9 protein-coding genes are annotated in these 13,293 nt (G+C 46.6%); 3 read left to right on the top strand and 6 right to left on the bottom strand.

What is annotated here, in order from left to right:
* Positions 1-3: 3 nt before the first annotated feature.
* The 3 genes from ACTHMC_RS11340 to ACTHMC_RS11330 all read right to left on the bottom strand — a co-directional run bounded on the left by ACTHMC_RS11340 (position 4) and on the right by ACTHMC_RS11330 (position 5,304).
* A complete protein-coding gene (locus ACTHMC_RS11340; RefSeq protein WP_440413234.1) occupies positions 4-3,264 on the bottom strand; it encodes a SusC/RagA family TonB-linked outer membrane protein in 3,261 nt (1,086 codons plus the stop codon).
* Positions 3,265-3,303: 39 nt separating this feature from the next.
* Positions 3,304-4,326: a LacI family DNA-binding transcriptional regulator gene (locus tag ACTHMC_RS11335; RefSeq protein ID WP_440413233.1), complete on the bottom strand. Its 1,023-nt coding sequence runs from the start codon at positions 4,324-4,326 to the stop codon at positions 3,304-3,306.
* A gap of 129 nt (positions 4,327-4,455) precedes the next feature.
* Positions 4,456-5,304: a glycerophosphodiester phosphodiesterase gene (locus tag ACTHMC_RS11330; RefSeq protein WP_440413232.1), complete on the bottom strand. Its 849-nt coding sequence runs from the start codon at positions 5,302-5,304 to the stop codon at positions 4,456-4,458.
* A gap of 269 nt (positions 5,305-5,573) precedes the next feature.
* On the opposite strand from ACTHMC_RS11330, the gene ACTHMC_RS11325 reads away from it, so the two are divergent.
* Both ACTHMC_RS11325 and ACTHMC_RS11320 read left to right on the top strand, forming a co-directional pair.
* Positions 5,574-6,146: a porin family protein gene (locus tag ACTHMC_RS11325; protein WP_440413231.1), complete on the top strand. Its 573-nt coding sequence runs from the start codon at positions 5,574-5,576 to the stop codon at positions 6,144-6,146.
* 23 nt (positions 6,147-6,169) lie between these two features.
* On the top strand, positions 6,170-6,730 hold the full coding sequence (locus ACTHMC_RS11320) for a porin family protein (protein WP_440413230.1): 561 nt from the start codon (positions 6,170-6,172) through the stop codon (positions 6,728-6,730).
* Between the two features lie 74 nt (positions 6,731-6,804).
* Here ACTHMC_RS11320 and ACTHMC_RS11315 read toward each other — a convergent pair whose 3' ends face one another.
* Together ACTHMC_RS11315 and ACTHMC_RS11310 are read right to left on the bottom strand one after the other, a co-directional pair.
* Complete coding sequence (locus tag ACTHMC_RS11315; protein WP_440413229.1) at positions 6,805-8,148, bottom strand: SMP-30/gluconolactonase/LRE family protein; 1,344 nt, start codon at positions 8,146-8,148, stop codon at positions 6,805-6,807.
* Between the two features lie 200 nt (positions 8,149-8,348).
* Entirely contained in the window at positions 8,349-10,304 is a 1,956-nt protein-coding gene (locus tag ACTHMC_RS11310) for a M1 family metallopeptidase (protein WP_440413228.1), read from the bottom strand.
* Positions 10,305-10,489: 185 nt separating this feature from the next.
* On the opposite strand from ACTHMC_RS11310, the gene ACTHMC_RS11305 reads away from it, so the two are divergent.
* Positions 10,490-10,987, top strand: a complete 498-nt coding sequence (locus ACTHMC_RS11305; RefSeq protein WP_440413227.1) for a hypothetical protein — start codon at positions 10,490-10,492, stop codon at positions 10,985-10,987.
* A gap of 1 nt (position 10,988) precedes the next feature.
* On the opposite strand, the gene ACTHMC_RS11300 is transcribed toward ACTHMC_RS11305, so the two are convergent.
* Positions 10,989-13,142: a glycoside hydrolase family 97 protein gene (locus ACTHMC_RS11300; protein WP_440413226.1), complete on the bottom strand. Its 2,154-nt coding sequence runs from the start codon at positions 13,140-13,142 to the stop codon at positions 10,989-10,991.
* Between the last annotated feature and the right edge of the window lie 151 nt (positions 13,143-13,293).

Here is a 13,293-nt window from a genome sequence, read left to right as displayed (position 1 = left end):
TGATTACAAAGTGAGTTTGATGCCGGCAGCCATTCTTCTTGTAGCCGGGTAAGGGTTATAATCAGTATCATAGGTAGAACCTGTTCCTCTTTCGGGAGACACACCATTCACGGCAGTGAAGTAGTAGAGGTTGTTACCTGAAACATACACGGTCAGGTTTTTGATCTTCGCTTTCTGTAACAGACCAGCCGGAAGATTGTATGCGAGGGTTACTTCCCTGAGACAAAGGAAATCTCCTTTTTCGCTGAATACATTCTGTACCCTGGAGTAGTTACGGCTGCCATCATCCGCATCATTTGCAAAGAATTTGGCATAAGGGGTTTTATCACCTGGTTTGGTCCAGGCTTTCTTCACTTCATTGGTAAGGTTATAATTGTAGTTGAAGGTGCCCATGAAATATCTTTCCTGGAGATAATTCTGAACTGTATGTCCCAGTGCATAATCCATGAAAACGTTCAGGGTAAAATTCTTATAAGTAAAGGTATTGGTAATACCACCGGTAGTATGCGGGATGGTATAACCCAGCAGGAACTGGTCTTCAGAGTTGATCTGGTCTTCGCCATTGCGCAATGAGCTGCCTGGCCTGTTGACCCATTCGTAGTCACCAACATTCTTGCGACCGGCAATTGTTTTTCCATCCGTATAACTGAAGCCGTTTGAGTTGGCGTCATACATGGCAGCATTGGCTTCGGCCTGGGTTTCCAGGATCCTGTCAACCACATAACCGTAGATGCGGTACAATCTTTCTCCTTCTGCAATGCCGCCGAATCCTGAACCATCTGGCAGCAATATGCCACCGATGCGGTTGCCGGCACGTCCGTTTTCAGGAAGCTTCAGCACTTTGTTCATGATATAGCTATAAGTAAAATCGGTGGTCCAGCTGAAATTTTTATTTCTGATATTGGTGGAAGAAATCTGGAAATCAAGTCCATAGAATTTCACCTTACCGATATTCTTTTCTACAGTGGCATAGCCGGTAGTATTGGGAAGGGGTACATCGAACAGGAGATCATTGGTGATCTTGTTGAAGTAATCAACACTGAACTGGATCCTGTTATTGAGGAAGCCTGCATTCACGCCGATATCCAGCTGCCTGGTGCTCTCCCATCTGAGTGCTTCATTGGGCATTACATTGGTGATGATACTTGCCGCGTTATTGTACTTTCCACTGGTGCTGTACGAACCACCTGTTGCAAATAATCCGATAGCATTATTACCTGTAAGCCCATAACTGCCTCTTACTTTGAGGGTGCTGAACCAGTCGGATGCTTTCCAGAACTTCTCTTCAGATACGATCCATCCCGCAGATACACCGGGGAAATACCCCCAACGATTTGTCTTCGAGAATTTGGATGAACCGTCGGTACGCATAGTGAAACCAAGCAGGTACCTGTCAAGGTAACTATAGTTAACACGGCCGAAATAACTGATCAGCACTTCGCGTGTTTTGGAACTGGTGGGATTTCCTGGAATGGACCCTGCAGAAAGTGTAGGCACATTGTCTGTTGAAGCCCCGGTAACTGATGCGTCGAAACCGTTCAGGTCATCGCGCATGTACTCTGTTCCCAGCGTTACATCAAAATCATGATCTCCGATCGACTTCATGTAATTACCAAATGCCTGCCAGTTCAGTCGCTGTGTTTCGCTGAAAGACTCTGAAGTATTACGCAAGCCATTGTATTCATTGGCTTTGATAAAACTGCTTCCGCGGGTATGGCGGTTGAAGTTAGTAAGCATGGTTGTGAAGGAAAGATCCTTGCTGTGCTGGTACTTCAGTTTACCGGACACGGTATTCCTTTTGGTGATCTGCCCCCTGTCATAGTAATAATCATACCAGTCAGGAGTGGGTGTGGCGCCATTGTATCCCTTTTCAGGAAGGCCTGTTACTGTATTGTACAACCGGTGTGTATTGGGAGTGCTCAACCCTCTTTGTACAACATCCCTTTTGTTCTCAGGGAAGTCCTCCAGGTTGGTGCGTGCCATATCATAGTTACCGGTGAAGGTGAGTTTATCGGTTATCCTGAAATCCACCAGACCACGCATGGTGAAGCGGTCATATGCAGTATTGATCCCTATACCGCCATCTTTCACGTAACCGGCAGACGCAGAATATTTCACCTGATCATTGCCGCCATTCACACCAACATAATAATTCTGCCATTGAGAATTCCTGAAGAATCGCTTCTGGTAATCCACATCCTGGAAGATCAGTGTTTTTGAATTATCTATCGGATCGGTCATCGACTGCCATCCTTCCGGAACTGATTCTCCATTACCCAGGTAACGGGGTGTCCACATGCTGGCATCTGTATTGGCAGAGCTGGTGGAGAAACCATTGGAGAAATTCCGGGCAGGGAATTTACCTTCTGCAATAGCCGATCTCATATAAAACAGATAATCACGGGCATTCATCAGATCGAAGGATTGTGCGGGTGATTGTTCGGCCCCACTGGCTTCGAAGAGTATAGAAGGCTTTCTGTTGGACCCCTTCTTGGTAGTGATCAATACAATCCCGTTGGATGCGCGTGCTCCGTAAATAGCAGCAGCGGCAGCATCTTTCAGTACTTCAATAGATTCTATATCGTTAGGATTAATACCAGACAGATCCCTTACAATTCCATCAACAATAATGATAGGCGCATCGCTCTTGTTCACGGAAGAGCCTCCCCTGATACGGAATGTGGGGTTTTCACCAGGTTGATTATCGGTAGTGTAAACACGCAGACCTGCCACTTTACCTTTCAGGCCATCGCCTACCGAATTCACAGGCAGGCTCTCCAGTTTTTTGCCATCGAGTTTTGAAACGGAGGAAGTTACCTTTTTTCGCTCCTGCGTTCCGTAACCGATCACCACTACTTCATCCATGGACTTATCTTTCAGGTCCATTGTAACTTTGATAATTTTGGAATTGGCTGAAACTTTCACTTCTTTTTTCACATAGTTCACAGATTCGAATACCAGCACATCATTTTCCTGTGTGAGCGTGGCTGTAAAAACACCAGCCTCATTCGCCATGAACTGCTTCTGAGGATTACTTTTAAAGTAAATGGTCACATTCGGTACAGGGTTTCCGGAAGCATCCACTACAACACCGGTTACCTGGTTTTGCTGGAACGGGTTACCGGAGAATGCCGGTGCAGGATCATTTGCAATTTTGTATGCAGCGGCAGGAGGCGCTGCGCCTATTGCTTTATGGCAAAGCAATATCAATAGCAGGGCCTGGTAAGAAGCCACCTGCAGGATTGTATTTCTTTTACTTTTCATAATGAATGTAGGGGGGTAATTTTTTAAGTATATTATTCATCATTTGGTTTTTAAACTACTGGAGTTGCCTGCCACCAATGTAGTGTTCAGCACGAGGCGTCTGGAAGGAATATTTTCTTTCATCCGCTTCAGCAGAAATTCCACAGCTTTTCCTCCTATCTCAGTAAGAGGTTGTGCTACATAGGTAATGCTGGTATTGAAAATGTTATATGCTTCAGCCTGATCAAAACACACAACTCCCATCTGTCCGGGCACCTTTACTTTATGCCTTGAGAGTGCCACCAGTCCATCAACCGCTATCTTACTGGTGGAAAAATATACTGCATCATATTTCTCCTTTCCTTTAAGCAGCTCCAGCACCAGTGTTTCCATTTTTCCATGAAGGGTATCTTCATCCACTTCAATCACTGCGGGTTGTTTAATGTTCATGAGTTTGGTGGCGGCTTCCCTGAATCCGCGATTCCGTTCCCGGAGATGATGCAGCTCCGATGCAAGTGCGATCATCACTGGTTTTTTGAAACCGCCCTTTTTAAGATGGGCTACTACATTAAAGGAGGCTTCATAATTATCGATGGTTATTGAATTGATATCGTGCAGTTCGGGAAAGTCGCGGTCGATCAATACAAAAGGCATATTCCTTCTTTGCAGGTATTCCAGCATTTCTTCAGAACCAGCCGGAGCCGCCAGTATGATACCATCAACCTGCCTGCTTTCAAAGACCTGCACCAGTTCCCTGAACTTTTCAGGCCTTTCATCGGCACTGCCGAAGATCACATTGTACTTATATGCATTGGCCGCATCTTCAATTACGCGTGCCATTGACGAGTAGAACAGGTTGGAGATATCGGCAATGATCAGCCCGATAGTGAGTGTTTGATTACTCTTCAGGCTTTTTGCGATCTGATTGGGATGGTACTGAAGTTCCTGTGCCAGATTCTTGATCTTTCTGGCTGTTTCCGGATGGATCCGGTCAGTGAACTTATCGTTCAGTACGTAAGAGACGAGCGCAGTTGATACGCTCAGCTGTTTTGCAATGTCTTTCAGTGAAACTTTTCTTCTCACTTTGAATGAGTTTATGACAAGTAAAATGAATATGCATGGTTTGCCTGGCCCGGACCATTTAAACGATTAAATTCCGGAGATCAAAGCGATACGATAAGGTATAGGATCAGGAAAGCCTTTCTCTGAAAACTACTTCTTAACCTTCTGCAGCAATTTGAAAGGATAATTTGTTGAGATCGCGTCTATATTGTTATTTCCTGCGAACCAGTTCATCGCGTCATCATCATCCACTGTATAAACCGTCACTTTAACCTGCTTTGCTTTATAATCCGCAATGAGGCCGGCATTCTGACTGGAACTATTGGTGTAGAATTTTGAATAATCGAAGTTTGCCCAGGTATAACCGGCAGAAGCAAATTGCGCCGGCGTATACTCTGTATTCATGTAGCCACAGGGCCAATCGCCTTTTGCAGCCAGGAGGCTTCTGTCGAGCACAGCTTTTCTGCCTACGATAAAGGTGACCTGTTTCTCTGCTTTCTTACTGCGAATTAGCGCCGCAGCAGTTTCGGCCGTCTGGCTGCTCCACTCGTTGCCACCAGCGGCATCAGAGAGAGACTTCACGTCCATCCACAAAATGATCTTCTTACTGGCAATTACTTTATCGAGATAAGCGGAAAGTGTCGGGATTTTTTCTCCATTTGAAAGCGTTGAAGTTGCCAGATCTGCATAATTGAGATCCTTCATGTATTGTCCACCGATCTTCTCATCATGCCAGATCACAACCTGTTTGTCTTTGGTCATTGCCAGATCACATTCAGATGCATAGCAATTGATTTCAATTGCTTTCTCAAGTGAGGCGATGGAATTTTCGGGAATGCTGAATTCTTTGTAAGCCCCTCTGTGTGCAACTACACGATTATCTGCTGTAGTTACAGGAGGGTTAGTGGATCCGGGATTTGAATTATCCGGATTATTGTTTTTGCTTTTTGAACAACTGAAGGTCAAAAAAAGCGTGGCAATGATGCCTGAAAATTTCATTATAGCAGTCATATGGATTCGAATAAGCGATCAGCAATCGTGTTTAATCGTTTAAACAATAGAGAATTGGTTAAAAGTAAATCTTTTTATCAATCGACAAATAATTTTCACAAAAAAATGGAAAAATGAAATACAGCAACGGGCTTTGCGCATTACCAAATTATTAATACGGTTTAACCGTTAAACAGATTTGCGCATCCGTTAAGTGCTGCTAAAATCAAGATTTTCTTCATCGCATTTTTGCTTCATCAATTGAAAACTAATTACCGATGAAACAAACAATCATTGCAACACTGTTCACTATCATTTCATTTTCTTCCATTGGCCAATCCATGAATGTGCAGTATGGGGCAAAAGCAGGCCTGAACGTATCTGTACTCACCGGCAACGGAGCAGGATACATGTATAACCTCAACTCCTGGTATGCAGGATTACAGGCTTCATTCCCTCTATCAAAAGTGATTGCATTCCAGCCTGAACTTTTGTATTCAAAAGAAGGCTTCAGAGGACCTGGCATGGTTTACAATTTCGACTACGCAAGGATCCCCTTTACATTTCAGGCGCGCCACCAGAGTGGTGTTTATGCTGAGCTCGGTGCGCAGGTAGGTATAAACGTGAAAGGCACAGCAGAGAGTATCGATGAGGATATCAAAACGGATCTCCCTGAGCTGGAACAATTCAACACAGCACTGATCATGGGTTTCGGATACAGGCATGCAAAAGGCTTCGGTGCAAATTTCCGTTATTCTCCAGGCCTCACCAATATCGGAAATGAGATAAAATCAAAGCTGAATTGCATAAGCGTTGGACTCTTCTACACATTGGAAGGCAGAAAAAAATAGTTCAGATCATAAACCGGTAAATCATGAAAGGCATTGCAATCATCTTGTGGTTATTCACCTTATCCATCACAGCGATGGCTCAGGATAATGTTCAATTCGGCCTCAAAGCCGGCATCAGCTCCTCCAACCTGAATTCAAACATTGAATCTGCCACCATTTCCAGCAGGCAATCATTTTATGCTGGCGGCATCGCGCTCTTCCCGGTCTCCAAATCATTCTCCATTCAATCTGAATTTTTGTATTCAGGTGAAGGCACCAAAACGAACGTAATTGAAATGGAGTTGAATTATCTGCGGGTGCCTATTTTATTACAATACAAACATAACAGCGGCTTTCATGTGGAAGCAGGTCCCCAGTTGGGTTTTCTGGTGAACCACAAAGTAACGTTGATTGACCAGGAAGAAGAAGTGGAAGCGGACAAGCAGTTGGGAAAAGCCAGTACCACTATCGCCATTGGATGCGGGTACAGGCTAAAGAACGGACTGGGCCTGGATATCAGGTATGCGAGAGGGATCGATAATCCCATTGCCGCACAGAATGCAAAACTGGTGGTGATCAGTGGAGGCTTGTCCTACACTTTTTAATCTACTCCTTCACTTGTATAAAAAAAGGGATCTGCCAATGCAGATCCCTCGCCTTTACCGTCCCGACTGAGAAATTAATTCCAGGAGATCTTTTTGATCCTCTTTTTATTAGTGTCTGCAACATAAATAACTCTGTTGCCCAGACCATCCGTTTTCAGCACAATTCCTGCCGGGCTACCGAACTGCACTACATTTGCAGCCCCGAATTCTTCATCAGGCCCTACCCATGCGCCGGCGAAAACAGCAGCACTGCCATCAGTTGCATATTTTCTGATCTCTCTTGCCCCACTGAATGAAACATACATATTCTTTAATTGGTCGAATGCGATGTGTGTAGGCATGATGTTCACATCCTGCTGTGCGTTGAAACCACCTATCGTTGTAACATCACCGTTAGCAGCCATCTTCCTCAGCATGCCTGCTCCTTTCTCCGTGATGATGAGATTACCATCCGCATCAAAGGCCAGATTACCAGGGCCTGGAATCCCAGCCAGAAGCCCGTTCCCATCTGCACGTGTGCGTGTACCATTTCCCGCAACCGTAGTAACTCTGCGGGTATCCAGCTCAATCTTGCGAATTACATCATTGCCATTGTCTCCCACATACAGAAATCTATTGGTAGGATCAACTGCCACGCCATAGGGGAAAGTAAACCTGGCATCTTCTCCAACACCATCATCACTACCAGCCACCTGGGCCTTTCCGGCAACCGTTGTTACATCGCCATTGGGAGCGATCTTCCTGATGGCATGATTGAAATTATCGGCTACGTAAAGATTGCCTGCATTATCGATAGCCAGTGACATCAAAAATCTGAATCTTGCATTTGTACCATTCAGGTCAGCAAAACCTGCAGTACTTCCTGCAAGAGTACTTACAACACCTTGTGGTGTTACCTTACGGATCCTGTGCTGGTCAGCCACATAGAAATTTCCGTTATTGTCTGTCACCATCCCAACAGGCTGCGCAAAGGTGGCCACATCGGCCGCTCCGTCATTCTGGCCGGTACCTGTTGGACCAACACCTGCAAAATTACTTACCACCCACCCCATCAGGTGAAAACCTTTCACTTTGGTAACATTCTTTCCTTTTGCTCCTACTCTTACATCATGATCACCGGCATTGAGGTTATCAGGCAAAGTCACCGTGAGCGTAGTGGCAGTGGCAGCGGTAACAATACCAGGCAGTCCGCTGAAATGCACCGTATTCTGAGCGGGTGTTGTATTGAACCCCGTACCTGTAATAGTAACCGGCACTCTATCTGCACTATTAGGAGTAATAGTGGTAATGGTCAACTCGGTATTGTTACCGGGATCGGGGTTGGGATTCGGATTCCCACCGGGGTCCTCCGGACTACCGCCCTTCTTACTGCAACTTAATATTCCCAAAAGACTGACTGCTACAAAAAACTTTTTCATAATAAGATTCGATGATTGCCAATATTGACAACTGAAAATACTCTTCCGTCACAGCCACAATTGTGAATTACGGATACAAGAACCGGCAGCGGCGCTGAACCGCCCGATTTGCCGGTTGAGCCGTATATATTTCGCAAAGCACATGCAACAAAAAGCCCGCATCGGTGATGCGGGCCTGTAGTAGTTTCTGAATGCTCCGGTTATTGAGCCGTCCAGGTATTGTTCTTCAGATTCACATCAGGGATGGTCTTATCAGGATCCACCACTACTGAGGTTACTTTATCTGTAGAGGCATAGTTGAATTTCCATACGCCGCCATGCTGCCACACTTCCACAGGCAGGGTGATTCGGCCTGTTTTACCATTCGCTTCTTTTATCTCGATAGTTACCGGCATCGGCAGTTTTTCCAGCGTAGCAACAGTGATGGTGCTTCCTTTTGAAGGATCGTTCTGGATTGCAGCTACATCAGTAACAGCCAGATCGATCTTCCATTTGTTCATGAACCAGCCACGCCAGAACCATTCCAGATTTTCACCGGCAGCGTTCTCCATGCAATGGAAGAAATCCCATGGTGTAGGATGTTTGAAAGCCCATTTGTGTACATAATAACGGAAAGCAGTATCAAAACGCTCAGGTCCGAGGATGTTCTCGCGCAGCAGCTTCAATCCAAAACCAGGTTTATAGTAAGCTACTGTACCCAGATTGAATTGTTGCGTTACATCGGGAACAGTGAGGATTGACTCAGACCTGTCTCCGAAGAATGATCCGGCAGCTGCTTCCGGATTGATAGCACGGTTGCCATTGTATTCGCCATTGTTGAAATCAGCATCGGCGAGGCCGTTGATGAAAGTGTTGAAACCCTCATCCATCCAGGGGAAGCGGCGCTCATCACTACCCACGATCATCGGGAACCAGTTGTGACCAAACTCGTGGTTGGTTACACCCCAGAGACCATTTTTCTGTGCACGTGAAGAACAGAAAACGATACCGGGATATTCCATACCGCCTACAATACCGGCCACGTTCACAGCCATCGGGTAAGTGTAAGGGTAGAGATATTTGGAATAGAATTCGATACATCCTTTTACATATTCAGTAGAACGGCCCCAGGCATTGTTGCCATCACTTTCTACAGGATATACACTCATGGCGAGTGATTTCTTTCCGCCAGGCAGGTTGATCCTTGCAGCATCCCAGATGAATGCTTCAGATGCAGCCCAGGCCACGTCGCGCGTGTTGGTGCACTTGAATTTCCAGGTAAGATTTTTACCGGATGCCTTTCCGCCCTTGCCTGCTTCAGCAGCTGTACGCAGCATCACAGTCTTGTCGCTGTTGGTAGCTTCAGCCCAACGTTTCTGCTGATCTGCCGTGAGCACTTCTTTGGGATTGAGCAGTTCACCGGATCCCACCACTACCATCTCTGCAGGAGCAGTGATATTGTAAGTGATATCGCCATACTCCAGGTAAAACTCTCCCTGACCGAGGTAAGGCAGGGTATTCCATCCGTTCACATTATCGTATACGCAAAGACGGGGAAACCATTGAGCGATCTCATAGATCCAGCCATTCTTTGTGTTGAGTCTTCCCATACGGTCAGTACCATACTCAGGGATCTGGAAAGCATAATTGATCCTGAACTGAACAACACCACCTTTGGACTTCAGGTCTTTTGGCAGTCTGATCTGCATCCTTGTATCAGTAACAGTATAATTGGCGGCAGTTTCTTTGCCATCCTGGATCAGGGTTACAGAAGCGATATTGTAACCACCGTCGAAAGCCTGGCGGTTGGCCCAGCGACCGCCGGAAGTGGCAGTAGTTGCAACGCCGCGTGATTTCTGGCTGTATATGTTCTGATCGAGCTGTAACCATACAAAGTTCAGGTCCTGGGGGCTGTTGTTGGTATAAGAGATCACAACATTTCCCGAAACGGCATGATTCAGATTGTCGATAGCAGCTTCAATCTTGTAATCAGCCCTGTTCTGCCAGTATTTGGGTCCGGGGGTTCCGTCGGCTGCACGCACTTCATCACCAAATGAAGGATAGAACAATGGTGCGAATGTTTCGTGCTGGTCATAGACCGAGGTTGTTTGTGCAGCAGCGCCCAGGCTGATGGCCGACAGGCAGGCTCCTGCAAATAATCTGGTCACTAAATTCATAACTCCTTGATTTTATTGGATAGAAAAGTTTTAAAGATAATGGAATTCGTCCATTCACCCTTACCACCAGTCAAAATCCGGTGGACAGCGTTGAGGGTGCCCAGTCGCTCGCGGGGACGCCAGCGACTGGGCACTGCGGGATAAAATTTAGCAAGGTTTTTGAACTACCACCTGAAAATTCACCTATGAGATGCTACGCATTCTTATTAATCATTATCTCTTTCTCCTTCATTACAACTGCAAACGCACAATTAAAAGGAAAAACCACCTGTCCGGCTTTTGAAGTGGATATTCTCAATGGAAAGGTAAACGGGCTGAAACCCGACCGTACCACCAATGAGATCACCGGTAAATTCCCCTGCTACACTACCATGACCGAAGAAAATTCCAGTTCAAAATGCGGAGGCATGATCGTGTACAAGGACAAAGACATTACATTCTTTACCGGCAGGAATTATGTAGAGATCGGCCCTGCATTCAAGGGTAAAATGATCACTCCCCTGCTGGGCACAAAAAGGGGCAGCCATTTCCGGACACTGGGAACGCCCAAGGTCAAAGACGACAAATGGGATGCATTCCAGACCAGTTATGGCTGCCTTGTATTGTACTATGGTGCAGACAATAAAGTGAAGAAGATCCAGTTCAGCACTTACGGCACCAGTACCATTCAACTCTGCGAATAAACTATTTGTATCTGGCAACTCCTTTGGGCGCCGGTGCAGTCAGCGGCTTTATGCTGACGGCTGCGCCGCCACCCGGGGCGAGGTCAAGCTTCAGCACCGTACTCTGATCCACCGTATATGTCTTTATCATATAGGCTTCAGGATTGGTTTTCCAGTCGGCCCCCGGCCCATCCGCATAAATAGTTGCTGTGTATTGTTTACCTTTTTCCAGGAAAGAAAGCGATGCATTTAATCTTCGGCTATCCTCATCCGTTATAGCGCCAATGAACCAGTTCTCCTTGCCTTTCTCCTTTCTTGCATAGGCCACATAATCTCCTGGCTCCGCGGCAATCACTTTTGTATCATCCCAGTCAACCGGCACATCGCGGATGAACTGGAAGGCATCGTCATGAGCGGCATAGTTCTCCGGAAGATCGGCCACCATTTGTAAAGGGCTGTACATGGTAACATACAAGGCCAACTGCTTTACCAGGGTTGTATGCATCTGCCGTTCGGGCGCATACCAGCAGTAACCTTTCATCTTGAAAATGCCCGGTGTGTAATCCATCGGCCCACCCATCAGCCTCGTAAAAGGCAGGATGGTTTCATGTTCAGGAGGACTGCCGGTGCTGAATGCATTGTATTCGTTGCCGCGCCCGGCCTCACTGGCCATCCAGTTCGGGAAGGTGCGGTGCAGACCGGTTGGTCGCATTGACTCATGTGCCTCAAAGCTGATCTGGTAGCCGGCCGCTTTGCGGGCCATTCTTTCAAAATGGTTCACCATCCATTGCCCGTCATGGGGCTCGCCGCGTGGAATAATGCGGCCTACATAGCCTGTTTTTACGGAGTGGTAGCCATGCTCTTTCATGAAGCGGAAGGCGCTGTCCATCCGGCGGTCATAATTGGTGGCAGAGCCGCTGGTCTCATGGTGCATGATCAGCTCCACACCTTTCGAAGCCGCATATTGCCGGAGATCGTTCACATCAAAATCAGGGTATGGGGTTACAAAGTCAAACACTTCTTCCTTCCAGTTACCGAACCAGTCTTCCCAACCGGTATTCCATCCTTCCACCAGTACGCCACGGATACCGTTCTTTGCGGCAAAATCAATATAACGTTTAACATTATCCGAATTGGCACCATGCTTGCCATTAGGGATCAGCTTGCCGTTTGCATCCAGGGTATCAGCGCGGTCAGACAGGCTCCAGGTGCTTTTGGCCACCTGCATTTCCCACCATACGCCGGCAAACTTCATTGGTTTGATCCAGCCTGTATTGGTAATCACACTGGGTTCATTGAGATTAAGCACCATTCTGGAATTGAGCAGGTCCGGCGCTTTATCACTCACAATGATGGTACGCCAGGGCGTTTTTGCCGGAGCGTGCAGATAGGCTTTATTGCCTACTGCATCGGGCACCAGACTGGCTGTAAGAGAAAAACTGTTTCTGTCTACATGCAGCTGCATAGCAGGATAGTTCAGCAATGCCGCTTCATGAATATTGATATACAATCCGTCTGCCGATTTCAGCATCAGTGGTGTTTGCACGGCATTGGGATCAGGGGCTGTGCGAACGGCAATATCCGTACTTGCTTCCACCATCTTCCGGTTATCCACTTCACTGATGCGGGTGGTGCTGTAAAGATATTCATTGGTATCATAATCGCCGGGGATCCAGAAAGCCTTGTGATCACCGGTAAGATTGAAGGCCGAAAGCTCCTTGGATACTACAAAATAATTGAGTCTGGGTTGGTGCGGAAATACATACCGGAAGCCCACTCCATCTTCAAAGACCCTGAACTCGATAGTGAGGAAACGAAAAGGAGCATTGCGTTGCTGCAACTGCACTTTCGCTTCTTTGTAATGATTGCGGATGGATCTCACTTCTCCCCAGACAGGTTCCCAGGTTTCGTCTTTGGAAGACTGTTCTATCTTTCTCACTACAAAATCAGTGTAGAGTACACTGTCTGCATCCTTCAGTACAAAGCCCATTGCAGAGGGCTTTATCACTTGCTTCTGATCAAAGAGAACGCTGTACTCCGGGCTGCCGGCTGCACTCAGGTGAAATTCCAGGGAAACCTTGCCCATACTGAGTTGTACGGAATTATCCTGGGCCAGTGCCGGTACGGTTAAAAGTGAAGAGAAAACAATTCCACAAAAAACCAGCTGTTGCTTCATAAGCCATTCTTTATTCTGAAAAATTGTAAGAAAAGCGGAGGTCCCCCTCGCCGGGGGGCCCCCCCCAGAAAAAAAATTTGTAAACAACCCCCCGGCACCCAAAACCAGAGGAGACACAAAATAAAACAAAAAACAGGGCAAAAACCAAACG

The sequence above is a fragment of the Pseudobacter sp. genome (assembly GCF_051955275.1).
Lineage (GTDB): Bacteria > Bacteroidota > Bacteroidia > Chitinophagales > Chitinophagaceae > Pseudobacter.
The sequence above is the reverse complement of the archived record's forward strand: the minus strand, read 5'-3'. Positions and strand labels throughout refer to the sequence as shown.

Excerpts from the sequence above, each read along its gene's own strand:
- ACTHMC_RS11330 (WP_440413232.1), bottom strand. The coding sequence starts at position 5,304 with ATGAAATTTTCAGGCATCATTGCCACGCTTTTTTTGACCTTCAGTTGT.
- ACTHMC_RS11300 (WP_440413226.1), bottom strand. The coding sequence starts at position 13,142 with ATGAAGCAACAGCTGGTTTTTTGTGGAATTGTTTTCTCTTCACTTTTA.
- ACTHMC_RS11310 (WP_440413228.1), bottom strand. The coding sequence starts at position 10,304 with ATGAATTTAGTGACCAGATTATTTGCAGGAGCCTGCCTGTCGGCCATC.
- ACTHMC_RS11320 (WP_440413230.1), top strand. The coding sequence starts at position 6,170 with ATGAAAGGCATTGCAATCATCTTGTGGTTATTCACCTTATCCATCACA.
- ACTHMC_RS11315 (WP_440413229.1), bottom strand. The coding sequence starts at position 8,148 with ATGAAAAAGTTTTTTGTAGCAGTCAGTCTTTTGGGAATATTAAGTTGC.
- ACTHMC_RS11325 (WP_440413231.1), top strand. The coding sequence starts at position 5,574 with ATGAAACAAACAATCATTGCAACACTGTTCACTATCATTTCATTTTCT.
- ACTHMC_RS11305 (WP_440413227.1), top strand. The coding sequence starts at position 10,490 with ATGAGATGCTACGCATTCTTATTAATCATTATCTCTTTCTCCTTCATT.
- ACTHMC_RS11340 (WP_440413234.1), bottom strand. The coding sequence starts at position 3,264 with ATGAAAAGTAAAAGAAATACAATCCTGCAGGTGGCTTCTTACCAGGCC.